This is a genomic window from Vibrio sp. 1562 (assembly GCF_033340155.1).
Lineage (GTDB): Bacteria > Pseudomonadota > Gammaproteobacteria > Enterobacterales > Vibrionaceae > Vibrio > Vibrio alginolyticus.
The window spans coordinates 1-24,441 of the sequence record NZ_JAWOVY010000025.1; the positions used below are offsets into that span (position 1 = coordinate 1).

Below are 24,441 nucleotides of genomic sequence, written 5' to 3' on the forward strand. Positions count from 1 at the left end.
GAATCATAATGAAAACTAAGTCAAATGATGCATATTAGGCTTGACGTAAACAATAGGTTTCAGCACGGAATGGGGCAAAAACGAGTCAGACATAACAACTGTAAACATCAAAAATGATCAAACTATATTAGCTTTTGACAAACTTTATTCACTTAGATCAAACACTATTATCCGGTTACACTATTCATTCGTTTCCACTGTCGCTGGTGGCACGTGGTATCAGATTGGTGCGAATAACAATGCTATTGAATGCCACTTAAACAGGCTTGTTTTATGGTGCAAGTAAAATAAAAATGGTCACAAAGTTGTTTAATTTTTGCTCGAAAATGGAAAGGCAACCCCCTTGTTTTTCCAAGGTTGCCGCAATTTGATTAATCATGGCGATATTATTAGCTTATCGCTCTGGGGCTGGCATTGTCATATCGCTAGTACGCAGCCACCAGCCGAAATCAAAGATGTTCATATCTATCACTTCGTTATAAAAACTGAAATCCTGATTGAAAAGTGACACAAAGTGGAGAAGGGAGCGCGGTTTTGTGATTTGGTTTTGGCACTTCTCAATTGGTTGATGTCGTGATGTGCGCATTACACTGTTTATGCAAATATCCGAATCTATAAGGGAATGACATCAGTGTCTAAGCCTGAAGTTGATTTATTGACCAATATTTTCCGTCATAAAGATCACAAAAAGATCGCATTGTGTGCTGCTTGTGCTTACAAATGAGAGAGTGATGATTTTGGCTTTATCGAGCTGCAACCGAATCGACGCACTCCAACAGGAACCTTCTCCTTAGAGGCGTATTTGTATGCATAGCTTGCTCTCATACGGGCGGCTCTGAGTATACGGCCACTCCCTGTCCGTTTAACTTTAAACAGATTTCGCTTAGGGGCATATATGTAATAAAAAGGGCTAATATCCTTGCATGCCTGTTTAGCTAGCTGGGTTATTTGGTAAGATTTTTGGCATACGTGTCCATCAATCATAATGGCAATATGATAGTGCTGATTTGTACCGTCTTTCCCTTCTTCCCGCGCCCATGCGTAGCCAAATCGATCACCTCTAATTTTATAGTGCTTGATACAGAGCGTCTTGAGTCTCGCTATAAACTTCGATAGATGTTTGTTGTGGGGGAGTTGAGTCGTTTGGTGGAATTGGATTAAAACGATGGTTATCCGAGAGTGATAAGTAAAGAGATTATCCAATTGGTTGTAGGCTTGATGAAGAGCTTTAATATCAATCCCTTCAGGATAATAGAATACAGGCTGTTGCATGCCTTTGTAGTTGTAGTAGGCGACATGCTTATAGTACGGATGTATAACTAGATCTTTATCAGACATGAACACTATATAATTATATTAATAACCCACCTTCGTCATACTAAAATGTTAGGCGTGAATTGGGCTTGTTAGCGGTTTTTTGAAAAGAACTAGTACCAAATAGTGTCAATTTAGGACATATGAGGACACGTTCAATAAAAGAAAAAGGGCTCGAAAGCCCTTTATGTAAGTTGACGATGTCTAGGAAAATAGCATACTTATGTCTTGCTCGAACCATCCACGGATATACCCTTTTGGGGTTCTTAGTGGTGGTTTTATCTCCTGACGCTCTACCATTCGATGAATTGTACGTTCACTGACTGCTAATCTTTCGGCTAGCTCTCGTTTAGATACAATTCTGATTGAATTAGCTGAAACCGTTGCAGCAAAATCATAATTACTCATGATCTGCACCTCTGCTTTCAATCCAATTCATAATCTCTGATAGTCGCCAACCTACAGAGTGTGAACCGCAAAGCTTTACTCGCTTTGGAAAAAGTCCACGTTTTTCTAAACGCCACGCTTGTGTCCGCGAGATTGAGGTCAGAGCTTTTCTTTCCTCTTCTCTAATAATGCGGTCAAACCCTGCGGTTAGGTTGCTACTTGTAATCATGGGGGGTTACCTCGTGCTTACAGTAGCGTTTCAGTTTGGTGGGGAAACTGATTTGTTGGATGTTACAGAAAGTTTCCGTATGTTCCAATGGGGGGCATCCTAACGCTTCCCCTTGTAAATTGCTCAACGTTGAGCTTTTAATTTGTGATCTTGATCACCAATAAAATTTGTGTGTTTAGCCTATGCAATCTGTTCAATTGTTGGCTTTTGCGAACTATCTAAAAAGTCGTCACCAACGTTTTTTATCACGCCATTGGTTGTAGCTGGTGGCGTGGGTTTTAAAAATGGCTCAAGAAAGTTGGCAAGTTTATTTAAAGCTTCTCTACGCTCATCTAAATAATGGTATCGGTCATAAATCCCTACAACGCCTTGTATCTTGTGGTTTAGACAGCGTTCAGCCACTTGCTCACTGACTCCAAGCTGAGAAAGTAAGCTTCTGCATGTTCTGCGTAAGTCATGAACAGTAAAGGGCTCTATATCAGGCATCAGGTTCGAATAAGCTGTTTTCTTACTACTAGGGTCTATTCCCATCAGCGTTTGAAGGGCATGGTTAAGAGTGTCATCAGAGATATATCCTCGCTTGCTCTTCTTTCGTGCAGGAAACACGTACTCGGAACCGCCGGCTCGGTATTTAAGTTCTTCAAGCCATGACACAGCAACATCTGGGATAGGGATAGATACTTTTTGCACCGGAGCATTCCTCCGTTGTTTATTTGGAATGCAATGCCAGATTCTCCCTAATAAATCGATGTCTTCCCATTTGGCGCTAATTAATTCCCCTTTGCGACAACCAAAACAGAGTAACAGGCAACAAGCAAGATAGTTGTCCCTTGTAAATGAAGGGCTCTGGCTGCGCATAACCCTAAAGGCATAGTTGATTTCATCGACTCTTAGGCAGCGATTTCTGCTTACTTCTGTGCCACCAGCATCTTTAGGAGAAAAGGCTTGTGCTGGATTAAAGGTTGTAAGGTTCAGTTTAATAGCATGATTAAACAACTGTTTTAAAAACAGTAATACTTTGTTCGCAATGCTATTTCTGCCTGACTCGACAATACGCTCAATGATTAATCGGATGTGTTGTGGCGTTACATCGCTGATAGTCATAACCCCGATATGCTGCTTGACCTCTTTTCTATAGTATCGTTCAGGGATATGCGGGTGCTTTAGTTGCTTAACAGCGAAAGCTTGATACCAGTCCTCATAGAGAGCATCTACATTGTGAATCGCTTTAAACTCACCTTTCTTCCTTTCGGATTTAGGATCGATACCGAGTTTTGTTTTTTGACGAATATCTAGGGCTTGTCGTTTTGCTTCGCTGATAGACAGAGAAGGGTAGATTTGAGGTAAGGCGATCTGAGCCCTTTTGCCAGCGATTATATATTTTACAACCCAAGACGGCTTTTTCCTTGCGATACGGAAATAGAGCCCATCACCAAGGCCAAGCATGGTGTCTTCGCCTTTTCTTATTAGGGCATCAAGTTGTTTATTGTTCATGTTCTAATTTCTTTGCTGTCTTTATCATTGGAAAATGATGACACAGGTGTTTGTGTCATCATCTGTGTCATCAGTTCGCATGATACTAGAGGAAACACAGTGAAACAAATAGGAACAATGGATATTAAAAAGCCACTATAATCAGTGGCTTATATTGATGTTTGGGACGCTATGAAACAGGTAAAAACACTATTCTATATTCTGGATCTGCTCACGCATCTGTTCAATTAGAACTTTCAGTTCAACGCCCGATGCGGTGATGTCGGTGCTGATGGATTTCGACGCTAGCGTGTTTGATTCACGGTTGAACTCTTGCATCATAAAATCTAGACGGCGACCCACTGCGCCACCTTTTTTCAGAATGTTTGTGGTTTCTTTTACGTGAGAGTCCAAGCGATCGAGCTCTTCAGCAACATCCGATTTTTGCGCTAGCAAAATCAACTCTTGCTCGATACGAGATGGATCCAGTTCCACTTTAGCGTCTTCGAACTTCGAGAATAGTCGCTCACGTTGCCATTCTAAAATTTCTGGCATGCGGGCACGCACTTTTACGACTTCTGCAGAGATGGCGTCTAAACGCTGTTCAATCAGCGCTTTCATGTTCTCGCCTTCACGAGCGCGCGCTTCAATAAATTCATCCATTGCGCCATCAAACGCTTCTAGTAGCACTTTATTTACTGCATCCATGTCTTGCTCTGGCGTTTCCATTACCCCCGGCCATTGCATGACTTGAAATGGATTGATTCGGCTCAGTTCACCAGTCATGTGCATGACTTGTTCAGCGGCTTTAATTACCTGGCTAGCAAGCGCTTCATTGATGCTAAGCTCACCTTTTGCGGCAGGGTTTGCTTCAAAACGCAGATTACATTCTACTTTGCCTCGCGCTAAGCGCTTACGAAAGCGCTCACGTAAAACGGGCTCTAACCCGCGAAATTGTTCTGGCATGCGGAAGTATGTTTCTAAATAACGCTGGTTCACGCTGCGGATTTCCCATACCGCAGAACCCCAATCGCCTTTTACTTCTTTGCGTGCATACGCTGTCATACTGTAAATCATCGAATTTTCCTGTCTTCATTTTTTGAAAATTACTTCAAGAGTGTATCACGCTGCGTCGATAGGTGCGCGGGATGTATGGATTGTTTATGTTGTGCCAGCGGCGTAACCTATGAATCCGGAATCGATTCCGTTATAATCTTCGCCCAACCAAATCGTCTTCTCCTCATATTTAAGGTAGATGCCCATGCGTCCAAACGATCGCAAGGCGGATCAAGTTCGCCCTATCAAAATTACTCGTAACTACACAGCTTACGCTGAAGGGTCAGTGCTAGTTGAGTTCGGTAACACCAAAGTGTTGTGTAATGCGACCGTCGAAGAATCTGTGCCACGTTGGCTAAAAGGTCAAGGTAAAGGCTGGGTTACAGCTGAATACGGCATGCTACCTCGAGCAACACATTCGCGTACTCGTCGTGAAGCGGCAAGTGGCAAACAAGGCGGCCGTACGATGGAAATTCAGCGTCTTATCGCGCGAAGCCTACGCGCTGTTGTCGACCTAAAAGCCATGGGTGAGTTCATGATCACCGTTGACTGTGACGTTATCCAAGCTGACGGTGGTACGCGTACTGCATCCATCAGCGGCGCAAGTGTTGCAATGGCCGATGCATTCCAACACCTAGTAGATAGCGGCAAGCTAAAAGCAAACCCAATGAAAGGCCACGTAGCGGCAGTTTCAGTTGGTTTGCTAGGTGATGATGTTCTGTGTGACCTTGAATACGTTGAAGATTCAGCGGCAGACACAGACATGAACGTGGTAATGACAGAAGAAGGCAAGATGATTGAAATTCAGGGCACCGCAGAAGGTGAACCGTTCAGTCACGAGCAGCTGATGGCTCTGCTAGAGTCGGCGAAAGTCGGCATTACGGAAATTGTCGCAGCGCAGAAGGCGGCGTTAGCCAATTGATTTAGATAGCTCCCATTATGGGGGCTATTTTTTTATCTCGACAATAGAGAAATGAATGATTGTCGAGAAGAGACACAAGAAACCAAGGACATAGAGAGAAAATAATGAAAGCATACCAGCGTGAATTTATTGAGTTTGCACTTGAGAAAGAAGTTCTTAAGTTTGGTGAGTTTACTTTGAAATCTGGCCGTAAAAGCCCGTACTTCTTTAACGCTGGTCTTTTCAATACTGGTCGTGACCTAGCGCGTCTTGGTCGTTTTTACGCAGCCGCGCTCGCTGATTCTGGCATTGAGTTTGATGTACTGTTTGGCCCGGCGTACAAAGGTATCCCAATCGCGACGACAACAGCAGTCGCGCTGGCGGATCACCACGATATCGACACGCCTTACTGCTTCAACCGTAAAGAAGCGAAAGATCACGGCGAAGGCGGTAACCTTGTAGGCTCTGCGCTTGAAGGTCGAATCATGCTAGTGGATGACGTAATCACAGCAGGTACTGCGATTCGTGAATCGATGGAAATCATCAAGGCGAATGGTGCAGACCTTGCTGGTGTGTTGGTTGCGATTGACCGCCAAGAAAAAGGCAAAGGTGAGTTGTCTGCGATCCAAGAAGTGGAGCGTGACTTTGGTTGTGCAATCATCTCAATCATTAGCCTGACTGACCTTGTGACTTTCCTTGAAGAGAAAGGCACAGACAAAGAGCATCTAGAAGCAGTCAAAGCGTACCGCGCAGAATACGGCATTTAATTGGTTACTTTTTCTGAAAAAGTAAAAAGGGCAGATGGATATTCATCTGCCCTTTTTTGTTTTTGGATTCATCGCCTTGACCACTTACTTATAGCGAATGCCTTTCTCGACATGCTCATCTTGCATGGTTTTATAGCGTTTATGGAGCCACATCCATTGCTCTGGAGCGCGTAGAATGACTTTTTCCACATACTTGTTCATATAAGCGGCAGCGGCGACTTCGTCTTTTTGTGGATAATCGGCTTCAATGCAGTTATCGGCGATGATGTCGTATTTTCCTTCGTCATTGCGAAACCCTGAGCCTGGGATGATCGCACATTTTGAGGTATACGCCAGAATGCTCGTGCCTGTTGTCGTACACGCATCGTCTACGGCAAAGAAGGGCACAAATACTGATTTTTTGCGACCGTAATCGTGATCCGGTAAATAGAACAGACGCTCACCGCTGCGTAAAACACGAATCATCTTTTTTACATCTTTACGATCAATCAGTTTATTGCCGTTATGTGTCCGTCCCCAATACTGGATAAAGTTATAAGCAGGATTATTATGCGGACGAAACGCGCCGTACCCGGCCACGCCTAACACGGCGAAAGCACGCGCAGTGATCTCTAGATTAAGAGCATGGACACAACAAAGTAGGACGCCTTTACCTTCTTTGGCTTTTTCACGCAGTGCGCCGAGATCTTTCTCGACGATCAGGTTTTTAAAGCGCCAAGTCGGCCAGAACCAAGTGATTCCGGTTTCTATCAGTGCCATACCGGTATTTTTGAAGTTCTCTTCAACAATATGTTGAATCTCTTCAGGTGTTTTGTCTGGAAAGGCCAATTCTAAGTTACGCTGAGCAACGTGGACACGCTTTTTACCGTAGCGCATGCCAAGTTTGCCGAGTGAACGACCTAATGAAAGCAGCAGCCGATAAGGAAGAATATTGACGAGGATGGCCAACAGACCAAAACCAAGCCATACGCCCCAGTTACGAGGGTGAAGAAGTGAAAGAGAAAACTCGGGCTGCGTGTATTTGTCTTTACTCATAGTCTTTTACTTTATTTGTGCACTCAAAAGCGCCCAGTACTCGTCAAAGTTTGCAGTCGGCTGGTATTTAAAGTCGCTACGCACAAAGCGGTTTAGGCTCCCCTCAACTTGTCCCAGAATTTGCGCGGCTAGGATGCGCTCTTCGACAGGGAAAGACTTCCCTTCACGAATCTTACGTTCACGCAGGATTTGGCGCAATTGTGTTTCTATACGCTCAAAGAGTTGATTGATGCGTTCACGTAGACGTTCATTTTCAAACATTAGAGCATGACCCGACAAAATGCGTGTCAGACCTGGGTTACGTTCAGAGAACGCCAAAATAAGGTGCATCACCATACGAATACGCTCTAGTGTATCTTTTTCGTCGTCTAGAATACGGTTGATACGTGTCATCAAGGCTTCTTCAATGAACTCAATCAACCCTTCGAACATGCGCGCTTTACTTGGGAAATGACGATACAGCGCGGCTTCTGAAACGCCGACTTGCTTGGCCAGTTTTGCCGTAGTAATGCGTGAAGCGCCATCTGTTGATTCAAGCATTTCTGCCAATGCTTGTAAGATTTCTTCACGACGGTTGGATTTTTTACTGCCGGCCATTAGTTACTTCCTTTCAAAATACAAAGTTGAGCGGAGGGGATTATAAGACGCTATTTCGCCTCAAACTAGACCACTAAGGGTGGAATGGGAGATTTAACACCCTTAGTTGTCATTTTTGTACCAAATTTATGCCAGCTTTTGTAAAAAATTGGCAGGGTTTTCAAACGTTAGTTACATCAATTGATGCATTTTTTCGAGAATTTTAAAGCTCAATGCTTCTTTTGATTCCAAAGCGAGCGCAAGTTCACCTTCAGGCCAGTAAAGGGTAATTGCGTTGTCGTTGCTGTTAAATCCTTGCCCTGCAACCGAAACGTCGTTTGCACAGATCATATCGAGGTTTTTCTTTGTTAACTTGCCTCGAGCATAGGTCTCTACATCATTGGTTTCAGCCGCAAAACCGACGGTAAACGGACGCTTCTCCGTCATTGCTGCCACAGATGCAACAATATCAGGATTTTTAACCATATTAATGACCATTTCGTCGTTGTCTTCTGTCTTTTTCAACTTTTGAGACGCGATCGTTTGTGGGCGGTAGTCGGCAACGGCAGCGCAGCTAATAAAGGCATCATGCTGGTTTGCATGTGTCATAACGGCTTCGTGCATCTCTTGTGCACTGGAAACATTTATGCGCTCAACACCTACGGGCGTATTTAAACTGACAGGACCGCTCACGAGGGTGACTTTTGCTCCCATCTGCGCTGCGGCGCTCGCCAATGCATAGCCCATTTTCCCGGAGCTATGGTTCGTAATGTAACGCACTGGATCAATCGCTTCGCGAGTTGGTCCGGCGGTAATGAGTATCGACCTACCTTCTAGCAATTTTGGTTGAAAGAACTGTTCACATAGCTGTACTAGCTGCATTGGTTCCAGCATTCGACCTGGTCCTACATCACCACAGGCTTGCTCTCCTGCCGCAGGGCCCCAGATGTGCATACCACGACGCGCTAACGTAGCGATGTTCTCTTGGGTTGCGATATTGCGATACATCTGTTGATTCATCGCCGGAGAAACAGCAACAGGGGAATCCGTCGCGAGCACGAGCGTAGTAAGTAAATCGTTCCCCATGCCTGCGGACATGCGCGCGATTAAGTCCGCGGTCGCGGGCGCTAATAGCACTAAATCTGCCCATTTGGCCAATTCAATATGGCCCATAGAGGCTTCCGCTGCTGGGTCTAGTAAACTGTCAGAGACAGGACGGCCCGAAACGGCTTGCATGGTTAAAGGGGTAATGAACTCTTTTGCGGCTTTCGTCATTACAACTTGAACTTGCGCTCCTCTCTCTATGAGGCGACGGGTTAGCTCCGCACATTTATACGCGGCAATACCGCCACTGATGCCGAGTAGAATTTTCTTTCCTGCTAGTGTTTGCATGTGAGATCTCCAATTTGATGACCGGATTTTAACACAATTCAAAGTCTGACCGCCCGAGCATATATAACGAGAAGATAATTCACATCAAACTCCAGAGTATTAATCTGACCGAGGAAGGGAAAATTCTCGCCTACCTCACAGACAAGTTGCGCGGAGTTTGCAAGTCTGAAAAGAAAAAGAGGTAGTGGAAACCATGGTGTTGAAAAGTCGAAACAAATTGCTGCTGATAACCCTAATTCCGCTGCTGTTGATCACTACGTTGATCTCAGTGGTGTATTACATCAACAGCAGTAAAAGTTTGGAAGCGGAGTTAGCAAGAGACAGGCAAGAGCTCATCGAAACGAAAAAGAAAGAGTTACAAGCCTATATGATGATGGGCGTGACGGCGATAAAACCGTTATACGACGCGGATGTAAATGGAAGTAATAAAGAGGCAGCAAAAGAAATTCTGAAAGCCATGCGCTTTGAAAGCGATGGTTACTTTTTTGCCTACGACTCTCAAGGTGTGAATACGTTGCACGCCATCAAACCTGCATTAGAGGGTAAAAACCTTTACGACTTAAAAGATGAAAATGGGGTCGCAGTTATTGCGGGCTTGATTGACGCTTCTCAAAAAGGGGATGGGTTCCTCTATTTCTCGTGGCACAAACCGACCATTGACGCACAAGCGCCTAAGTTGGGCTATGCAGAATATCTATCGAAATGGGACTGGGTTTTAGGTACTGGCGTTTATATTGATGACATCGACCAGCAAGTTGCGATGCACAGAGAGTTAAAGACTCAAGAGCTAAAAGAGCATACATTATCTGCCGTGTTGATTTCCGTTATTGGATTGATCATTACCAGTGTTCTCACCAGTATCGTGGTGTCTAAAGGCATTCAGCCATTACAACATGTCGCGGCTTCATTAAAAGATGTTGCCGCAGGCGGCGGTGACTTAACGGCTCGTTTAAAAGTCGAAAGTCAGGATGAAGTCGGTGAAGTGGCGGCCGCGTTTAATGAGTTTATGGATAAGCTGCACCCACTGATGCAGGACATTCATCGCTCTGCGACGACAGTACAGACCGTTTCTCAAAGCCTGAACTCTCAGACCAGCCAAGCGAGCGGTCAAATGCAGGATCACTGTTTAGAGACGGACAAAGTCGTGACGGCAGTGACGCAAATGAGCATGACTGCCAAAGAAGTAGCCAGCAATACCAATTCGACCGCGCAGGCAATTGACGATGCCAACAGTCAAGTCACCGCCGCTCAGCATGAGGTCGAGCAAGCAATAGAAGGCATTACCGAACTCGTGACGGAGATAGACAGCACGTCAGATGCAATTTCTGAGTTGAGTTTACAGACCGAAAAAATAACCAAAGTGCTGGATGTGATTGGCGAGATAGCCGAGCAAACGAATTTGTTGGCCCTAAATGCGGCGATTGAAGCGGCTAGAGCCGGTGAGCAAGGTCGAGGGTTTGCCGTCGTTGCGGATGAAGTGCGCTCGTTAGCCAGTCGTACGCAAAATAGTACTCATGAAATTGGCGACATGCTCAAGCAGCTACAAAATGGTGTATCAAGAGCGGTCAGTACGATGTCGGTGAGCCAAAAACGAGGTGTCAAAACGGCGGAAGAATCTGCGCTCATTCAGCAATCTCTTTCTGGTGTTCATCATTCTATCGGAACAATTCGAGATATGGGTATTCAAACCGCGTCTGCCGCAGAAGAACAAAGTGCGGTTGCAGAAGACATCAACCAAAACTTAGTGGCTATTCAACAGATCGTGAACAACATTAATGAGACGTTGCAGCATGCCGAGTCAATCAGCACGCAGCTATCACAGTCTGGAACGGAAATTCACGGCTTGGTTGGCAACTTTAAACTCTGATGAACTGTTAAGTTGCATGGAAAGCACTGATGGTACGAAGAAAGCGAAAGTCATACTCGACTTTCGCTTTTTGTTTTGTGGAATAGGGACACTTTCCATATAAAGAGACATCAGATGATATTGAAAGCTTTGCCAAATGAGTCCATGCCCAGAGAGAAGCTACTGCAACGAGGGCCGCAAGCTTTGACCGATGCCGAACTGCTGGCCATCTTCTTGCGCACAGGCACCCGCGGAATGAACGTGATTGAGCTTGCAGACTTCCTTATTCAAGACTTTGGTTCGCTCAGACAACTATTTTCAGCATCAGAAGAAGAGTTTTGTCGTCACAAAGGATTAGGGCAAGCCAAGTATGTTCAGTTGCAAGCGGTACTAGAAATGACACAACGTTACTTGGCGGAGACGCTAAAGCGTGGTGATGCCTTAACCAGCCCCGACCAAACTAAGTTATATCTGTCTTCTATTTTAAGGGATCGGCAAAGAGAGGCTTTTTATATTCTTTTTCTCGATAACCAGCACCGAGTGATAAAAGATGAAATTTTATTTGAAGGAACGTTGGATGCAGCGTCGGTGTATCCGAGAGAAGTCGTCAAGCGTGCTCTGCATCATAACGCGGCGGCTTTGATTTTGGCGCACAATCATCCTTCAGGCGTCGCTGAGCCGAGCCAAGCTGACAGAAGGATTACAAGGCGTCTCATCGACGCATTAGCATTGGTGGATATTCGTATTTTGGACCATTTCGTCATCGGAGATGGGGAAAGTGTCTCTTTTGCTGAAAGAGGCTGGATATAACTGTGCGTTTTTTAGGTTGTTAGTTGCTAAAAATCTGCTATCATCCACGCCACTAAATTTTTAACTGAATTCAGCTTGGACTGCTAAAAAAATCTGCTGTCTAAAAAAAGATCACGAAAACCTGTAAAAAGGATCTGTTCGGGTCTTGAGCAATGCATATCAAGTTAGTATAATGCGCGACCTTTGATAGCCTTGTATGGATTTTCCATAGCGGTTCTTAACCTCTAACTTCTTTTCGAGAGATAGAGAGGTTCGGCCACCAAGGTTGATATCGAGCTGAAACGATTTTGGAGAAGACATTCATGTCACGAGTATGCCAAGTAACTGGTAAGCGTCCAGTAACGGGTAACAACCGTTCACACGCACGAAATGCTACTAAGCGTCGTTTTCTGCCGAACCTACAAACTCATCGTTTCTGGGTAGAGAGCGAAAAACGTTTTGTTAAACTACGTCTATCTGCTAAAGGTATGCGCATCATCGACAAGAAAGGTATTGATACTGTTCTTGCAGACATGCGTGCACGTGGCGAAAACGTTTAAGAGGAAATAAGCAATGGCAAAGAAAGGCGTTCGTGAGAAAATCCGTCTAGTATCTTCTGCAGGTACAGGCCACTTCTACACAACTGATAAGAACAAGCGTAACATGCCAGGCAAATTTGAGATCAAAAAGTTTGATCCAGTAGTTCGCCAGCACGTTATGTACAAAGAAGCAAAAATCAAATAATTGGTTTCAGTCTCTTTGATGAATTGAAAAACCCAACTTTCGAGTTGGGTTTTTTATTACCTGAATAAAAGTGCTGAAGATAAAGTGTTCAGTACGTCATCGGATTATAAAGTACTGCTGAAGTTATTTTACTGGTCCGACTCTATACTCGAATTTTTGATTGATCGCTCTCTGCCGCTTCGTTACCACTTCCCTACACACTTGCACACCGTTGTTCTAGTCAAGCTCAATACTCTTTGGTAGTTTACTCATAACGATAAGAGAGTAGAGATGGTTATGCGTGTGAGTCCGGCTCGTCGCCGCCGATGGAACAATATTCTTATTCTGGGCATTATCGCGTTTATAGTGATCTTAAATGCGCCGATGTGGATCAAAACTTACCTATTAACAGACCAAGCAGACCCTTACCCAAATGTACTTCGCTCCGACTATACGGTGGAGTCTTTGTACTATAGTGGCTGGGAGTTTGAACTGCATGATGGACGATGGCAATCCAACATCAAAGTTGATGCACCGATCAGTGAACTTGTATCACGCTGGCAATCATTGGAAGGGACCGAGCTCACCTCAGAACAGTACGATCATTTAAAACCTAACCTGACGGTACCTGAAACGGTAGAAGTTTGGTATCAGGATCTCGAAGAGCCGCAGCGGGTGACTTTCTTTCGTTTACCTGATTTTTGGCTATTTAAAACCTGGCAAGACAAATGGGTCGCTATCTCCGTCGATGAAAACTACCTTATGCCAGAGTAGAGCCTTTTTGCGCCTATACCCCTAATAAGCTTCCCTATTTATCGTTTTTCTTTTCGATTATGCTAGCAGCGAGAACTATTAGCCGGTGAATTGGAGAATCTAATGCCTGAGTTGCCAGAAGTTGAAGTGAGCCGTATGGGGATTAGCCCCCACATGGTTGGACAAACGATCCAGTCGTTTACTTTTCGAACGCCTAAATTGCGCTGGGATATTCCTACAGAGCTTAAAAAATTGGAAGGGCAGGTGATCCGTGCGATTAGCCGTCGTGCGAAATACTTACTGATCGAGACAAACACAGGTACAGCCATTGTTCACTTGGGCATGTCTGGGTCTTTACGTGTCCTAGATGCCGACTTTCCGCCAGCAAAGCACGATCATGTGGATCTCAAACTAAGCAGTGGAAAAATACTGCGTTATAACGATCCGCGTCGTTTTGGGGCATGGCTGTGGTGTGCTCCTGGCGAGTCACATGCTGTGCTAGCAAACATGGGGCCTGAGCCTTTAACTGAAGAGTTCAATGCGGAATATGTAGCGGAGAAAGCTAAAAATAAGCGTGTCGCCGTCAAGCAGTTCATCATGGACAACAAAGTCGTGGTTGGTGTTGGGAACATCTACGCGAATGAGTCGTTGTTTAAATCTCGAATTCACCCTTCAAGGCCCGCAGGTAAGTTGACTTCTCAAGAGTGGAGGTTACTTGTTGAAAATATCAAAATGACACTTGAGATTGCCATTACGCAAGGTGGGACTACTCTGAAAGATTTTGCGCAAGCCGATGGAAAGCCGGGTTACTTTGCACAAGAGTTATTGGTTTACGGAAAACCCGGAGAGCCATGCCCAGAGTGTGGCGAACGACTTCAAGAGCTAAAGATTGGCCAACGTAATACCTTCTTTTGTAGTGAGTGTCAGAAGTAAGTCGAGCTATTATCGAGCTTAAGTTGTTGTAATCTTGCGTTCGAGCCTCAATAATTCAATCAGTTTCGAATAACTTAGTAAATTATATGAAAGTCATTTATCCGGGCACTTTTGATCCAGTGACTAATGGTCACCTCAATCTAATAGAACGTACTCACGAAATGTTTGATGAGGTTGTGATTGGCGTAGCCGCAAGCCCATCGAAGAACACTATGTTTTCATTGGAAGAGCGCGTTGCACTGATGCAGGACGTTGTAGCGCATTTACCTGGTGTGACGGTAAAGGGGTTCTCCGGGTTATTAGTGGATTTCGCGAGAAATGAGAAAGCTAAGGTTCTTATCCGTGGTTTACGAACAACGGTAGACTTTGAATACGAGTTTGGACTGACCAACATGTACCGAAAGCTATTACCAGGAATCGAGAGCGTATTTTTAACTCCTGAAGAAGAGTTTGCGTTTTTATCGTCGACTATCGTGAGAGAAGTAGCGATTCATGGCGGAAGTATCGAACAATTCGTTCCCAAGCCAGTAGCCATCGCGATTGGGGAAAAACTCAATGAAAGACAGTAAGTTCCCTTATTATTTCTCAAACGCTCTCTCGATACTTATCCCTCGCTTTGTATATCGAGCACAAGCCAAGCGTTTACTTTCGAATCTGACCGAAGCAGAGCAGCAACGCTGTATTGAGCGGGTGAACTATTACAATAAGTGTGAAACGCCGTTTTCAGTTGATAGCCGAGAACAAAGTTACTCGACCATCGATACATTCAAAAAAACGAAAGGCTGGACGTATTTTTTCGATCTTCGCCAAGTTGTACGCTATTTCCCTTCCAGTTTTGCGTTTAACTACATCAACGGCGATGTTACACACATCCCCAATGTACCGAGCTTTATAAAAAGCCGCCCTATTTTTGGTAACAACCAAAATTCAGTGGTGTTGAAACTTAATCAAGTTCGTCATTTTAAATTTATTGATGATCCTGTTCGCTATCAAGATAAAAAGGACATGGTAGCGTGGCGCGGCGTGGGTTTTCAGCCGCATCGTAAAAAGGTGATTCATGCGTTTTACAACCATCCGCAATGCAATATTGGCCAGACCCGCCCGGTAGAAGGGAAACCATGGGAAAAGGGCTTTATGAGTATTGAAGAGCAACTGCAGTATAAGTTTTTGCTCTGTATAGAAGGCAATGATGTGGCCACCAACCTTAAGTGGGCTATGTCGTCTAACTCCTTGGTTATTATGTCAAAGCCAAAATATGAGACTTGGTTTATGGAAGGTAAGTTAGAGGCAGGCGTCCACTATGTTGAAGTGAAGGATGACTATTCGGATTTACCCGAAAAGATGGATTATTACCTAGCGAATGAGCAAGAAGCATTAGCGATCATTGAAAATGCGCACCAGTGGGTTGAGCAGTTCAAAGATAAACGTAAAGAGCGTTTGATCTCATTGATGGTTGCCGATAAGTACTTCGCTTTATCTCAGCAACAATAAAAAAGGGGCGAAACGCCCCTTTTTATAATCTTAAGCTTCTAGAAATTGATCAACACCATTCTCACAGCGTTTAAGCTTGTTTTTAATGGTGTTTTCTAAAATCTCGTCATTTTGTCCGAGTGACGCGCGCGAGTTTTCTACGTGGTACAAGTGGTAGCCTACACCTGCGAATTTTAGGTAAAGACGTGACTTGCCCGCATTCAACATACGGTGAACAAACTCGCTATCTTCACGTCCCCAGCCGACAAAATCTTGGTTGAAGCCATTGACCTCAAGTGCATCCTCTCTCCAGAATGCCATATTACAGCTGCGTGTTGAATTAGCATTATTACGTTTACGCGAGAACCATTTTGATAGCAGTATATTGGTGATACAGTTCTTGCGATTGCGAATACCTTTGCTAAAAATAGAAGGTACTAGGCTGCTTTCCATAATCGCTTTACTGCAGTTTTCATCTGTCAGCACACGTCCACCCTGCACAAACCAATTTGGCTTTGCGACGCGTTTATGTGATTCAATAAATGATGGTGATAGCACCATGTCACCATCAATAATTATGATATAACGACCAGAGGATTTTGCGATGGCACGGTTGCGGCTCATCGCAGCACGAAAGCCATTATCTTCCTGCCAGCTATGAATAAGTGGAACCGGAAAGCCGTCACGCAGTTGGTCGATCATTGCTTTGGTATCGTCTCGAGAACCGTCATCTGCAACGATGACTTCATCAGGCAAAACGGTTTGACGTTTCACGCTTTCTAACACCGCTTTTAATGCTTCTTTCCAGTTGTAAGTGGTGATAATTAAAGTCGTTTTCATGATTTTTTTGCCTGTTCACGTAAGTAGAGATCGATATATTTTACAAAAGTAGAGTGCATGCTTAGCCAAGCTAGAATGAAGCCATGTTTGCCATCAAGGAAGCCTCGTTTGAGAACATACATCTTCAAAAAGCTAGCAAGAGCGTGAACGATAGCGGTCGTTAAACCTGCTTTCTTTTTACCTTCACGTTCATCCGTCCAGGCCTTGAGGTAGCCAGTGGTTTTATTGATGTAATGATGAAGGTGCTCGTAAGTGTAGTGATGCAGTCGACCATCCAGTTTTTCAGTTTGATAGTTTTTCTCATCAACTTTTTCATGAACGAGCGAATCATTATATTGCGTATATTCGGTGCGATATAAGCGCACAATCCAGTCTGGAGACCAACCAGAATGGTAGATGAACTTACCAAACGCAGAGCTTAGTCGATTAAGTTTGTATAAAACGTTCGGCTTATTGGCTGATACCGCGTGTAAGATACTTTCTGTTAGCTCTGGAGTGACTTGTTCGTCTGCATCAAGCCATAAAACGTAGTCTGCCGTAACGTATTGCTGCGCAAGTTGGCGTTGTTTACCGAAACCTGGCCAATCTAGATTGGTGTAAAACTTATCTGTGTATTGTCGGGCGATTTCTTCGGTGCGATCGGTGCTGCCCGAGTCTAGAAGGACAATCTCATCGACCCAATCTTTTACTGTGTCTAGACAAGCTTGTAAGTGCTTCTCTTCATTTTTTACAATTAAGGCAACGGCTAAGGTTGGTTTGGACAAGGTCATTTCCTTCTTAACAAATCAAGACAGTAAGTTTACTGGTATTGAGGATACAAATCTTCTAAGACTTGATCGAACATGCTCATTACTTGAGTGCTGGTAATGCGGTTCATTGCCGTTTCATCTTTAGCGCGAGTTCGCCAGCTTAACTCGTGACTGTTTTTACCTGTTTCCGCAAAGATCGTTTCTTCATACACTGAGACAACGTATTTTAGATAACGGTAAGGTCCCACTCGCAGCGGATTATGGTGTGCATAGAGCCCGATGATTGGTGTTTTCATTGCATTCGCCATGTGTGCTGGTCCGGTATCGGGGGCGATGACCATTTCAACCTTATCTATTAACGCAAGCATTTGCAGAATTGAACTTTGTCCAACTAAATTTAGACACGGTTCTTCCAAGCGAGATTGAATGGCTTCTGCCAGATCCAATTCTACCTGAGCAGGGCTGCCTGCCAGAATCACGTTCCAGCCTTTTGCTCTGGCGTGATGAATCACATCCACATAACCTTCCGCGTTCCAGTTTTTATAAGCTTTGCTCGCACCAGGCACAATCAGCAGGTTAGGTTTACTACGAGAAATATGAGACTCTGCCCAAGCTTGGTCGTGGTCTGAATAAGAAAGTACCCAGTCTAGTTCTGCCTTTGGTACCCCAATTTGATGGGTAAAGGCCATTAAGCCATCTGCGACATGCAGAGATTGCGGGGAAGGCACTTTGACATTGGTAAATAGTGTTTGAAAGTCCTGGCTTCTATCAGAAGAGAAACCAAGTTTGTATTTTGCTTTAATGCCCAACGTTGCGATACTCGCTCGAATCGCGTACTGCATATGCAATAGCGCATCAAACTCTCTGCCTTTCAGCTGTCGCCAAAGTGATTTGTAGCCATCAAGTCCCGCTTTTTTATCAAAAACAACCACTTCTACACCATCGATGGCGGCTAATAACTGGGCTTCAAGTTTACCCGTTATCCAAGTAATCTGGGTCGAAGGCCAGTGTTTCTGAATAGCTTGAATGGTGGCGATAGTATTGCAGACGTCTCCGATAGCGGACAAACGCAAGACGCATAGTGACGATGGGGCAGAAGTGAACATAATTATTGTCTGATTCGATGAATAGAGGCAGGTAAATTATGCAGACATCCCCAATAAATGTAAAATACACGGCTCGAATATAGCTAAGTACTGATAAGTGTTCTGCAATGTCAAAGACAACACCACATCAATCGCAAGAATCTGGCAAGCCGGGTAACACCGGACTAAAGCGCATCGTTAAAGCGACGGGTTATTCGATCCAAGGATTAAAAGCGGCTTTTAAGCATGAAGCTGCCATTCGACAAGAGTTGGCTCTGTTGAGTATTGCTGTGATTTTGGCTTGGCTAGTGGATGTCGGCATGGTTGAGCGTATCTTAATGATCGGGGTCGTGGTATTAGTCTTGATTGTAGAGCTTGTAAACTCAGCGATTGAGGCAGTGGTTGATCGTATCGGTATTGAACGGCATGAACTCAGTGGTCGAGCTAAAGATATAGGCTCTGCTGCCGTTATGGTTGCATTGGCGTTCGCTGCATTTACTTGGTTGTATATATTAGCCAGCCGATATTTAGGCTAGAGGGTGAGCGTATGACTCGACAGTATAAAAACAACAACCAAGTGATCTGGTTTGATGACGAGATCATTACAGACCCTAGCCAACCGATATTTGATGCGGAATACTGGCAGTCCTCCGACAATGTGGTTGGCAGTGCGACGGGGCGAGGCACGACATGGTTTATCCAACTAGAGAACATGCAAGCGGCACTACGTCATTACCGTCGTGGCGGTTTGTTTGGGAAGTTAGTTAACGATCATTATTGGTTCTCTGGCTGGGATAACACCCGTTGTGCGCAAGAGTTTCAGCTTTTGTTGGCGCTAATTGAGGCTGGGGTGCACGTTCCTCGTCCTATTGCAGCAAGAGCCGTAAAGTCAGGACTCTTCTATCAAGCTGATTTATTAAGTGAGCGAATCCCAAACGCCAGAGATCTGGTTAGTATCTTGCAAGAACAGTCTTTATCGGCAGACATGTATCAAAAAATAGGGCAAGAAATTGCCAAGATGCATCAGGTTGGCGTTAACCATACCGATTTGAATATCCACAATATCTTGATCGACGACAAAGATAAGGTATGGATTATCGATTTTGATAAGTGCCGCTTTGAAGCTTCTGGTGACTGGAAAGACCAAAATCTAAATAGACTCCTGCGTTCATTTAATAAAGAGCGTTTAAAGCGAAAGATTATTTGGCAAGAATCCGATTTTGAGCATTTGCAGGACGGTTACGCTTCTCAAATTTAATTGGTTTTTTTATCATTTTATAATTGATTGCCCTAAGTAAGCCTTTCTTGTGTCCAACGACGTTCGAGTGAGTCCATAAACTACAATCATAAGTATTCATGTGTATCTGATGACACACAAATTAACGTAGGTAACATTCGTGAAGAAAATATTAGTAACCGGTGGAGCTGGCTTCATTGGGTCAGCTGTTGTCCGACATATCATTCGTGTCACTCAAGATACTGTTATCAATTTAGATAAACTGACCTACGCAGGGAATCTAGAATCACTGGTTGATGTCTCAGATAGTGAACGTTACTACTTCGAGCAAGTAGATATCTGTGACCGAGCTGAACTAGATCGCGTGTTTTCAGAGCATCAACCCGATAGGGTGATGCATTTGGCCGCCGAGTCTCATGTCGATCGCTCTATTGATGGTCCTGCTGCTTTTATTGAGACCAACGTGATGGGCACTTACCATTTGCTTGAAGCGGCTCGTCAATATTGGTCGGGCTTAGATGAAGCGCGCCAATCGGCATTCCGTTTTCATCATATTTCTACGGATGAAGTGTATGGCGATCTAGAGGGAACGGATGATTTGTTTACTGAAACTACATCCTATGCGCCGAGTAGCCCGTACTCCGCTTCTAAAGCGTCCAGCGATCATCTTGTTCGAGCGTGGCAACGCACTTACGGTTTTCCTACGTTGGTGACCAACTGCTCGAACAACTATGGACCTTACCATTTCCCAGAGAAACTGATCCCACTGATGATTTTGAATGCCTTGGATGGCAAGCCGTTGCCTGTGTACGGTGATGGTATGCAAATCCGAGATTGGCTGTTTGTGGAAGACCATGCTCGCGCGCTTTACAAAGTGGTCAACGAAGGTGAAGTCGGTGAGACCTACAACATCGGTGGTCATAACGAAAAAGCCAACATCGAAGTGGTGAAAACCATTTGTGCTTTGCTTGAAGAGTTGCGACCAGACAAGCCGGCCGGGGTCGAGTCTTATGAATCTTTGATCACGTATGTGAAAGATCGCCCAGGTCATGATGTGCGTTACGCAATTGATGCGACCAAGATCGCTCAAGAGCTTGGCTGGACGCCAGAAGAAACGTTTGAAAGCGGCATTCGCAAAACCGTCGAATGGTACCTAAGCAATCCACAATGGTGGCAACGTGTGCTTGATGGTTCATACAGTCTTGAGAGATTAGGAGCGGGCGAATAATGAAAGGCATTATTTTAGCAGGTGGCTCGGGCACTCGACTTTACCCTATTACACGCGGTGTCTCTAAGCAGTTACTGCCGGTTTATGACAAACCAATGATTTACTACCCGTTGTCAGTACTCATGCTTGCGGGCATTCGTGAAATCTTGATCATCACCACGCCAGAAGACCAGGAGGGTTTTCAGCGCCTATTGGGTGATGGCTCAGAGTTTGGCATTGAGTTGCAATACGCGATTCAACCAAGTCCAGATGGCTTAGCTCAAGCGTTCATCATTGGCGAAGAATTCATTGGCGATGACTCAGTATGTTTAGTGCTGGGTGACAACATCTTTTATGGGCAGGGGTTCACTCCAAAGTTAAAGAAAGCGGTTGAGACGGCAGAGAGTGGCAATGGGGCTACGGTGTTTGGCTACCAAGTGAAAGACCCTGAGCGCTTTGGTGTGGTTGAGTTTGACGCCGACAGAAAAGCTATCTCTATTGAAGAAAAACCAGCTAAGCCAAAGAGCCACTATGCTGTGACGGGGCTGTACTTCTTTGACAACCAAGTCGTGAGTAGAGCTAAGCAAGTCGAACCATCAGAGCGAGGTGAGCTGGAAATTACCACATTAAATCAAATGTACCTAACAGCAAACGAGCTCAATGTTGAAATGTTAGGGCGTGGTTTTGCCTGGTTAGACACAGGTACTTACGAAAGCTTGCTCGAAGCTGCTCAATTTGTTTCGACGATAGAGAAACGACAAGGTTATAAGATTGCATGTTTGGAAGAAATTGCCTTTAACAATGGTTGGATTAGCAAACAGAAGTTAATGGCGGCAGCTGATGCCCTTAAGAAGAACAATTATGGTATCTACCTATCAAGCATTGTGAGCGAAGATGACAATTAAACTTAACAGTCCATTAGCCCCAGACTTAACTAAGCTTTCTAACTATTTATCTCAAGTAAATGAGAGTGGTTGGTATACTAACTTTGGGCCATTGCATGAAAAGCTTACTAGACGACTTGAAACGTTTTTGGGTGTTAAAAACTTATTGTTAGTTTCTAATGGTACGCTGGCACTTCAGGTGGCATGTAAAGTTTTAGGAATTGAATCCGCGATCTCTACACCATTTAGCTTTGTTGCAACTTCATCAGCGTTGATGTGGCAAGGTATTGATGTGAGCTATTGCGATATCGATTCAAAATCTTATAACTTATCTCCAGATGCTTTGAAAGCAGCTCTTGAAGCAAATTCTCAAGTAGATGGGGTTGTTGCAACACATGTATATGGAAATCCTTGTGAAGTTGAGAGTTTCAAAGAAATTGCAGAGCAATATAAGGTCAAAGTTCTATACGACGCTGCTCATGCATTTGGAGTTAAGGTTGGTCAGGAGTCTCTCTTAAACTTTGGCGATGCTAGTACATTGAGTTTTCATGCTACTAAGATATTCCATACAGTCGAAGGTGGTGCAATTGTATTCAAGCGTCATGAAGATTATTTATGTGCGAAAGAGTTAATTAACTTTGGTCTTCAAGCGAATGGACAATTAGGCGAGCCAGGTATTAATGCAAAGTTGAATGAGTACCAATGCGCAGTAGGATTAACACTACTTGACCAGATTGGAGAGGTGCTTGAGCATCGATCTCACCTATTTAGTTTGTACCGGGCGCTTTTAGAACCTTACGTTGAATTACCTCTTTGGCTACCAGAAGCGTCATACAATGGTTCTTACATGCCGATTTATATAGAAGATGCAGCTCAGCAGCAAACGCTTCTTGATGCTTTGTCGAAGCATGACATTCAACACCGACGATATTTCACTCCGTCTTTGGATGTTGCTTACCCCAACAGAAAAAGCTTTGGTTGCCCTGTAAGTCAAAAAATTTCTGAAGGCGCGATTTGTTTGCCACTTCATGCGAATATGACTGAGTCTGAACTATTAACTGTAGTAAATGTTGTTAAGGAAGTAATGTCATGAAGTTGGCTTTAATGCAGCCATATTTGTTTCCATATATTGGATACTATCAATTAGCATACCATAGTGACTTTTTTTTGTTTTATGATGATGTGACATATATCAAGGGTGGTTACATCAATCGTAATAACATTTTGACGAAAAATGGCAAGCACTTGTTTACATTGCCGATTCATAAAGCTTCGAGTTTTACGCTAATAAAGGATTTAGAATACACTGATAAGACGGGAAAGTTACTATCAACGATACGTCAAAACTACTCTAAAGCACCATTTTTTGATGAGGTTTTTCCTATAATAGAAAAGGTTATTTGTTATAAAGATCGAAGTGTATCAAAAATATCAGCGCTTTCTATCATTGAAGTGTTTAAATATCTAGGTTTAGATTTTAAATTTGACTTTACCTCAAACATTGATTACGAAAGAGATAAGTCAGCAAAAGAAAAAATTTATAATCTTTGTCATATTTATAATTGTAATAACTACGTGAATACCCTCGGAGGGGTTAGTCTATATGATAAAGAAGAGTTTAAAAATGAAGGGATATCATTAAACTTTATAGAGTTTTGCGCAGATGAGTATTATCAGTTTAATAACAAGGATAGTTTTATTAGTCATTTGTCTATTATTGATGTGATGATGAATGAAAGTAAAGAAAATATAATAAGCATGATTGAAAAAAATATATTGAAATAGGTGTTTTATGAAAGTTCTTATTTTTGGTGTTACAGGAAACTCTGGAAGATATACAGCTAAGTTTTACTTAAATAAAGGTTATGAAGTGTTTGGTGTAGGTCGTTCAAGCACTATACCAAAGGAAATTGAGGGAGTTAATTATATTCAAGGTGATATACAGGATATTCATTTTTATAATTCTTTACCTACAGATATAGACCTTGTTGTGAATTTTGCTGGCATTCAACCAAGTATAATTACAACTTCTGAGAATACCGATTTAGATAAAACGCTAAGAAGTTATGTTGACGTAAATATTAGTGGTGTTTTTAATATATTAGAATTTGTGAGAAAAAGTAAGATACCAACATATATTTATACCACGACACATAGGGATTATGAATTACATTGGGAGAATAATAAGTTGTTAGGTAATGATCTACCTTTAGCAATTAATTATCAAGGTGATCATACAATGTATGCGATTTCAAAGACCAGTGCTAAAATGATGGGTGATTACTATGGTGAGTGCTTCGGAATACGGGTATTTAACCTACGTTTACCAATGATGTTCATGGTTCCTGATGATCCTCATTACCTCGTAGATGGAAGAGAGGTAATTATGCCATTCTTGAAAATTATTAAGAATGCTATGTTTAGTAATGAGTTAGAAATCTGGGGAGATCCTGAAATGAAGCGTGATTATGTCCATATTGATAATTTGGTTTCTTTAATTGATCTTTGTTCTCGCTCAAGTTTAGATAGAGGCACATTCAATGTAGGCACTGGAGAAGCGGTGACAACAGAAGAATTTGTAAAATCTATAGGGCATACTTTTGGGCGAGAGCCAGATAAAATTAATTATAAATATTGTAATAGTAAGCGTACTTACAAATGCGCCATCTATGATATTGAAGAGCAAAAGCGCTTGTTAGGTTATGAGCCAGTCTTATTAAAAGAGATGTTGGAAAAATTGAAAAAAGAAATGGATGAGCGTGAATCTGTGAAGTCTTGGGGATGGGTGTAGATTC

Annotated in this window: 27 protein-coding genes; 17 read left to right on the top strand and 10 right to left on the bottom strand. The window is 43.5% G+C overall.

Translation table 11 applies throughout. The features are described 5' to 3' along the window. Positions 1 to 714: 714 nt before the first annotated feature. From R7Z49_RS19840 to R7Z49_RS19855, 4 genes are all read right to left on the bottom strand, one after another. Complete coding sequence (locus R7Z49_RS19840; protein ID WP_258512551.1) at positions 715 to 1,338, bottom strand: inovirus Gp2 family protein; 624 nt, start codon at positions 1,336 to 1,338, stop codon at positions 715 to 717. A gap of 376 nt (positions 1,339 to 1,714) precedes the next feature. After that, the gene (locus R7Z49_RS19845; protein WP_104968970.1) at positions 1,715 to 1,930 is read right to left on the bottom strand and encodes a helix-turn-helix transcriptional regulator; all 216 of its coding nucleotides are present in this window, start codon (positions 1,928 to 1,930) and stop codon (positions 1,715 to 1,717) included. Between the two features lie 180 nt (positions 1,931 to 2,110). Continuing rightward, a complete protein-coding gene (locus tag R7Z49_RS19850; RefSeq protein WP_104968971.1) occupies positions 2,111 to 3,424 on the bottom strand; it encodes a tyrosine-type recombinase/integrase in 1,314 nt (437 codons plus the stop codon). Between the two features lie 189 nt (positions 3,425 to 3,613). Next, the gene (locus R7Z49_RS19855) at positions 3,614 to 4,480 is read right to left on the bottom strand and encodes a YicC/YloC family endoribonuclease (RefSeq protein ID WP_005395766.1); all 867 of its coding nucleotides are present in this window, start codon (positions 4,478 to 4,480) and stop codon (positions 3,614 to 3,616) included. A gap of 184 nt (positions 4,481 to 4,664) precedes the next feature. Here R7Z49_RS19855 and rph point away from each other — a divergent pair, with 184 nt between their 5' ends. Both rph and pyrE read left to right on the top strand, forming a co-directional pair. Further along, positions 4,665 to 5,381 (top strand): ribonuclease PH, encoded by a 717-nt coding sequence (gene rph, locus R7Z49_RS19860; protein WP_017634994.1) that lies wholly within the window; start codon positions 4,665 to 4,667, stop codon positions 5,379 to 5,381. A gap of 104 nt (positions 5,382 to 5,485) precedes the next feature. Next, a complete protein-coding gene (pyrE, locus tag R7Z49_RS19865; RefSeq protein WP_318111951.1) occupies positions 5,486 to 6,127 on the top strand; it encodes an orotate phosphoribosyltransferase in 642 nt (213 codons plus the stop codon). Between the two features lie 84 nt (positions 6,128 to 6,211). Here the strand turns inward: pyrE and R7Z49_RS19870 are convergent, their stop codons facing one another. From R7Z49_RS19870 to coaBC, 3 genes are all read right to left on the bottom strand, one after another. Next, positions 6,212 to 7,162 (bottom strand): Kdo(2)-lipid IV(A) acyltransferase, encoded by a 951-nt coding sequence (locus R7Z49_RS19870; RefSeq protein WP_025768317.1) that lies wholly within the window; start codon positions 7,160 to 7,162, stop codon positions 6,212 to 6,214. 6 nt (positions 7,163 to 7,168) lie between these two features. Next, on the bottom strand, positions 7,169 to 7,759 hold the full coding sequence (gene slmA, locus R7Z49_RS19875; RefSeq protein WP_005379386.1) for a nucleoid occlusion factor SlmA: 591 nt from the start codon (positions 7,757 to 7,759) through the stop codon (positions 7,169 to 7,171). A 171-nt stretch (positions 7,760 to 7,930) separates the two neighbouring features. After that, the gene (gene coaBC / locus R7Z49_RS19880) at positions 7,931 to 9,130 is read right to left on the bottom strand and encodes a bifunctional phosphopantothenoylcysteine decarboxylase/phosphopantothenate--cysteine ligase CoaBC (protein ID WP_025768318.1); all 1,200 of its coding nucleotides are present in this window, start codon (positions 9,128 to 9,130) and stop codon (positions 7,931 to 7,933) included. A gap of 193 nt (positions 9,131 to 9,323) precedes the next feature. On the opposite strand from coaBC, the gene R7Z49_RS19885 reads away from it, so the two are divergent. The 8 genes from R7Z49_RS19885 to R7Z49_RS19920 all read left to right on the top strand — a co-directional run bounded on the left by R7Z49_RS19885 (position 9,324) and on the right by R7Z49_RS19920 (position 15,665). Then, positions 9,324 to 10,997: a methyl-accepting chemotaxis protein gene (locus R7Z49_RS19885; protein ID WP_213893963.1), complete on the top strand. Its 1,674-nt coding sequence runs from the start codon at positions 9,324 to 9,326 to the stop codon at positions 10,995 to 10,997. 114 nt (positions 10,998 to 11,111) lie between these two features. Further along, entirely contained in the window at positions 11,112 to 11,786 is a 675-nt protein-coding gene (gene radC / locus R7Z49_RS19890) for a RadC family protein (RefSeq protein WP_017820707.1), read from the top strand. A gap of 302 nt (positions 11,787 to 12,088) precedes the next feature. Continuing rightward, positions 12,089 to 12,325 (top strand): 50S ribosomal protein L28, encoded by a 237-nt coding sequence (gene rpmB / locus R7Z49_RS19895; protein WP_005384783.1) that lies wholly within the window; start codon positions 12,089 to 12,091, stop codon positions 12,323 to 12,325. Positions 12,326 to 12,338: 13 nt separating this feature from the next. Then, a complete protein-coding gene (gene rpmG / locus R7Z49_RS19900) occupies positions 12,339 to 12,509 on the top strand; it encodes a 50S ribosomal protein L33 (RefSeq protein ID WP_004410866.1) in 171 nt (56 codons plus the stop codon). A gap of 276 nt (positions 12,510 to 12,785) precedes the next feature. Next, complete coding sequence (locus tag R7Z49_RS19905) at positions 12,786 to 13,262, top strand: hypothetical protein (RefSeq protein ID WP_031777180.1); 477 nt, start codon at positions 12,786 to 12,788, stop codon at positions 13,260 to 13,262. Positions 13,263 to 13,364: 102 nt separating this feature from the next. Beyond that, positions 13,365 to 14,174: a bifunctional DNA-formamidopyrimidine glycosylase/DNA-(apurinic or apyrimidinic site) lyase gene (mutM, locus tag R7Z49_RS19910; protein ID WP_042522608.1), complete on the top strand. Its 810-nt coding sequence runs from the start codon at positions 13,365 to 13,367 to the stop codon at positions 14,172 to 14,174. Positions 14,175 to 14,260: 86 nt separating this feature from the next. Continuing rightward, positions 14,261 to 14,743, top strand: coding sequence for a pantetheine-phosphate adenylyltransferase (gene coaD / locus R7Z49_RS19915; RefSeq protein WP_017820709.1), 483 nt, complete (start codon positions 14,261 to 14,263; stop codon positions 14,741 to 14,743). Beyond that, entirely contained in the window at positions 14,730 to 15,665 is a 936-nt protein-coding gene (locus R7Z49_RS19920; protein ID WP_053303391.1) for a glycosyl transferase family 90, read from the top strand. The genes coaD and R7Z49_RS19920 overlap by 14 nt, the downstream gene beginning before the upstream one ends. 30 nt (positions 15,666 to 15,695) lie before the next feature. Here R7Z49_RS19920 and R7Z49_RS19925 read toward each other — a convergent pair whose 3' ends face one another. Genes R7Z49_RS19925 through R7Z49_RS19935 form a run of 3 tightly spaced genes read right to left on the bottom strand, consistent with a single transcriptional unit; the run spans position 15,696 to position 18,339 of the window. After that, complete coding sequence (locus tag R7Z49_RS19925; protein WP_138939696.1) at positions 15,696 to 16,484, bottom strand: glycosyltransferase family 2 protein; 789 nt, start codon at positions 16,482 to 16,484, stop codon at positions 15,696 to 15,698. Further along, complete coding sequence (locus R7Z49_RS19930) at positions 16,481 to 17,248, bottom strand: glycosyltransferase family 2 protein (protein WP_206949349.1); 768 nt, start codon at positions 17,246 to 17,248, stop codon at positions 16,481 to 16,483. The genes R7Z49_RS19925 and R7Z49_RS19930 overlap by 4 nt, the downstream gene beginning before the upstream one ends. Before the next feature lie 35 nt (positions 17,249 to 17,283). Continuing rightward, positions 17,284 to 18,339, bottom strand: coding sequence for a glycosyltransferase family 9 protein (locus R7Z49_RS19935; protein ID WP_318111952.1), 1,056 nt, complete (start codon positions 18,337 to 18,339; stop codon positions 17,284 to 17,286). 107 nt (positions 18,340 to 18,446) lie between these two features. On the opposite strand from R7Z49_RS19935, the gene R7Z49_RS19940 reads away from it, so the two are divergent. The 7 genes from R7Z49_RS19940 to R7Z49_RS19970 all read left to right on the top strand — a co-directional run bounded on the left by R7Z49_RS19940 (position 18,447) and on the right by R7Z49_RS19970 (position 24,437). Continuing rightward, the gene (locus tag R7Z49_RS19940; protein ID WP_005395798.1) at positions 18,447 to 18,854 is read left to right on the top strand and encodes a diacylglycerol kinase; all 408 of its coding nucleotides are present in this window, start codon (positions 18,447 to 18,449) and stop codon (positions 18,852 to 18,854) included. Between the two features lie 11 nt (positions 18,855 to 18,865). After that, the gene (locus R7Z49_RS19945; RefSeq protein ID WP_318111953.1) at positions 18,866 to 19,576 is read left to right on the top strand and encodes a 3-deoxy-D-manno-octulosonic acid kinase; all 711 of its coding nucleotides are present in this window, start codon (positions 18,866 to 18,868) and stop codon (positions 19,574 to 19,576) included. Between the two features lie 139 nt (positions 19,577 to 19,715). After that, a complete protein-coding gene (gene rfbB, locus R7Z49_RS19950) occupies positions 19,716 to 20,783 on the top strand; it encodes a dTDP-glucose 4,6-dehydratase (protein WP_318111954.1) in 1,068 nt (355 codons plus the stop codon). After that, on the top strand, positions 20,783 to 21,667 hold the full coding sequence (gene rfbA / locus R7Z49_RS19955; protein ID WP_054576842.1) for a glucose-1-phosphate thymidylyltransferase RfbA: 885 nt from the start codon (positions 20,783 to 20,785) through the stop codon (positions 21,665 to 21,667). Before rfbB ends, rfbA begins: the two co-directional genes overlap by 1 nt. Continuing rightward, positions 21,657 to 22,739 carry a DegT/DnrJ/EryC1/StrS family aminotransferase gene (locus R7Z49_RS19960; RefSeq protein WP_138939701.1) on the top strand — a complete coding sequence of 361 codons (1,083 nt, stop codon included), beginning with the start codon at positions 21,657 to 21,659 and terminating at the stop codon, positions 22,737 to 22,739. Before rfbA ends, R7Z49_RS19960 begins: the two co-directional genes overlap by 11 nt. Next, positions 22,736 to 23,431, top strand: coding sequence for a WbqC family protein (locus R7Z49_RS19965; RefSeq protein WP_206949345.1), 696 nt, complete (start codon positions 22,736 to 22,738; stop codon positions 23,429 to 23,431). The genes R7Z49_RS19960 and R7Z49_RS19965 overlap by 4 nt, the downstream gene beginning before the upstream one ends. Positions 23,432 to 23,438: 7 nt before the next feature. Then, positions 23,439 to 24,437, top strand: a complete 999-nt coding sequence (locus R7Z49_RS19970) for an NAD-dependent epimerase/dehydratase family protein (protein ID WP_206949344.1) — start codon at positions 23,439 to 23,441, stop codon at positions 24,435 to 24,437. The last annotated feature ends 4 nt before the right edge of the window (positions 24,438 to 24,441 follow it).

Coding starts and splice junctions, on each gene's coding strand:
- R7Z49_RS19840 (WP_258512551.1), bottom strand. CDS start 1,338: ATGTCTGATAAAGATCTAGTTATACATCCGTACTATAAGCATGTCGCC.
- R7Z49_RS19845 (WP_104968970.1), bottom strand. CDS start 1,930: ATGATTACAAGTAGCAACCTAACCGCAGGGTTTGACCGCATTATTAGA.
- R7Z49_RS19850 (WP_104968971.1), bottom strand. CDS start 3,424: ATGAACAATAAACAACTTGATGCCCTAATAAGAAAAGGCGAAGACACC.
- R7Z49_RS19855 (WP_005395766.1), bottom strand. CDS start 4,480: ATGATTTACAGTATGACAGCGTATGCACGCAAAGAAGTAAAAGGCGAT.
- rph (WP_017634994.1), top strand. CDS start 4,665: ATGCGTCCAAACGATCGCAAGGCGGATCAAGTTCGCCCTATCAAAATT.
- pyrE (WP_318111951.1), top strand. CDS start 5,486: ATGAAAGCATACCAGCGTGAATTTATTGAGTTTGCACTTGAGAAAGAA.
- R7Z49_RS19870 (WP_025768317.1), bottom strand. CDS start 7,162: ATGAGTAAAGACAAATACACGCAGCCCGAGTTTTCTCTTTCACTTCTT.
- slmA (WP_005379386.1), bottom strand. CDS start 7,759: ATGGCCGGCAGTAAAAAATCCAACCGTCGTGAAGAAATCTTACAAGCA.
- coaBC (WP_025768318.1), bottom strand. CDS start 9,130: ATGCAAACACTAGCAGGAAAGAAAATTCTACTCGGCATCAGTGGCGGT.
- R7Z49_RS19885 (WP_213893963.1), top strand. CDS start 9,324: ATGGTGTTGAAAAGTCGAAACAAATTGCTGCTGATAACCCTAATTCCG.
- radC (WP_017820707.1), top strand. CDS start 11,112: ATGATATTGAAAGCTTTGCCAAATGAGTCCATGCCCAGAGAGAAGCTA.
- rpmB (WP_005384783.1), top strand. CDS start 12,089: ATGTCACGAGTATGCCAAGTAACTGGTAAGCGTCCAGTAACGGGTAAC.
- rpmG (WP_004410866.1), top strand. CDS start 12,339: ATGGCAAAGAAAGGCGTTCGTGAGAAAATCCGTCTAGTATCTTCTGCA.
- R7Z49_RS19905 (WP_031777180.1), top strand. CDS start 12,786: ATGCGTGTGAGTCCGGCTCGTCGCCGCCGATGGAACAATATTCTTATT.
- mutM (WP_042522608.1), top strand. CDS start 13,365: ATGCCTGAGTTGCCAGAAGTTGAAGTGAGCCGTATGGGGATTAGCCCC.
- coaD (WP_017820709.1), top strand. CDS start 14,261: ATGAAAGTCATTTATCCGGGCACTTTTGATCCAGTGACTAATGGTCAC.
- R7Z49_RS19920 (WP_053303391.1), top strand. CDS start 14,730: ATGAAAGACAGTAAGTTCCCTTATTATTTCTCAAACGCTCTCTCGATA.
- R7Z49_RS19925 (WP_138939696.1), bottom strand. CDS start 16,484: ATGAAAACGACTTTAATTATCACCACTTACAACTGGAAAGAAGCATTA.
- R7Z49_RS19935 (WP_318111952.1), bottom strand. CDS start 18,339: ATGTTCACTTCTGCCCCATCGTCACTATGCGTCTTGCGTTTGTCCGCT.
- R7Z49_RS19940 (WP_005395798.1), top strand. CDS start 18,447: ATGTCAAAGACAACACCACATCAATCGCAAGAATCTGGCAAGCCGGGT.
- R7Z49_RS19945 (WP_318111953.1), top strand. CDS start 18,866: ATGACTCGACAGTATAAAAACAACAACCAAGTGATCTGGTTTGATGAC.
- rfbA (WP_054576842.1), top strand. CDS start 20,783: ATGAAAGGCATTATTTTAGCAGGTGGCTCGGGCACTCGACTTTACCCT.
- R7Z49_RS19960 (WP_138939701.1), top strand. CDS start 21,657: ATGACAATTAAACTTAACAGTCCATTAGCCCCAGACTTAACTAAGCTT.
- R7Z49_RS19965 (WP_206949345.1), top strand. CDS start 22,736: ATGAAGTTGGCTTTAATGCAGCCATATTTGTTTCCATATATTGGATAC.
- R7Z49_RS19970 (WP_206949344.1), top strand. CDS start 23,439: ATGAAAGTTCTTATTTTTGGTGTTACAGGAAACTCTGGAAGATATACA.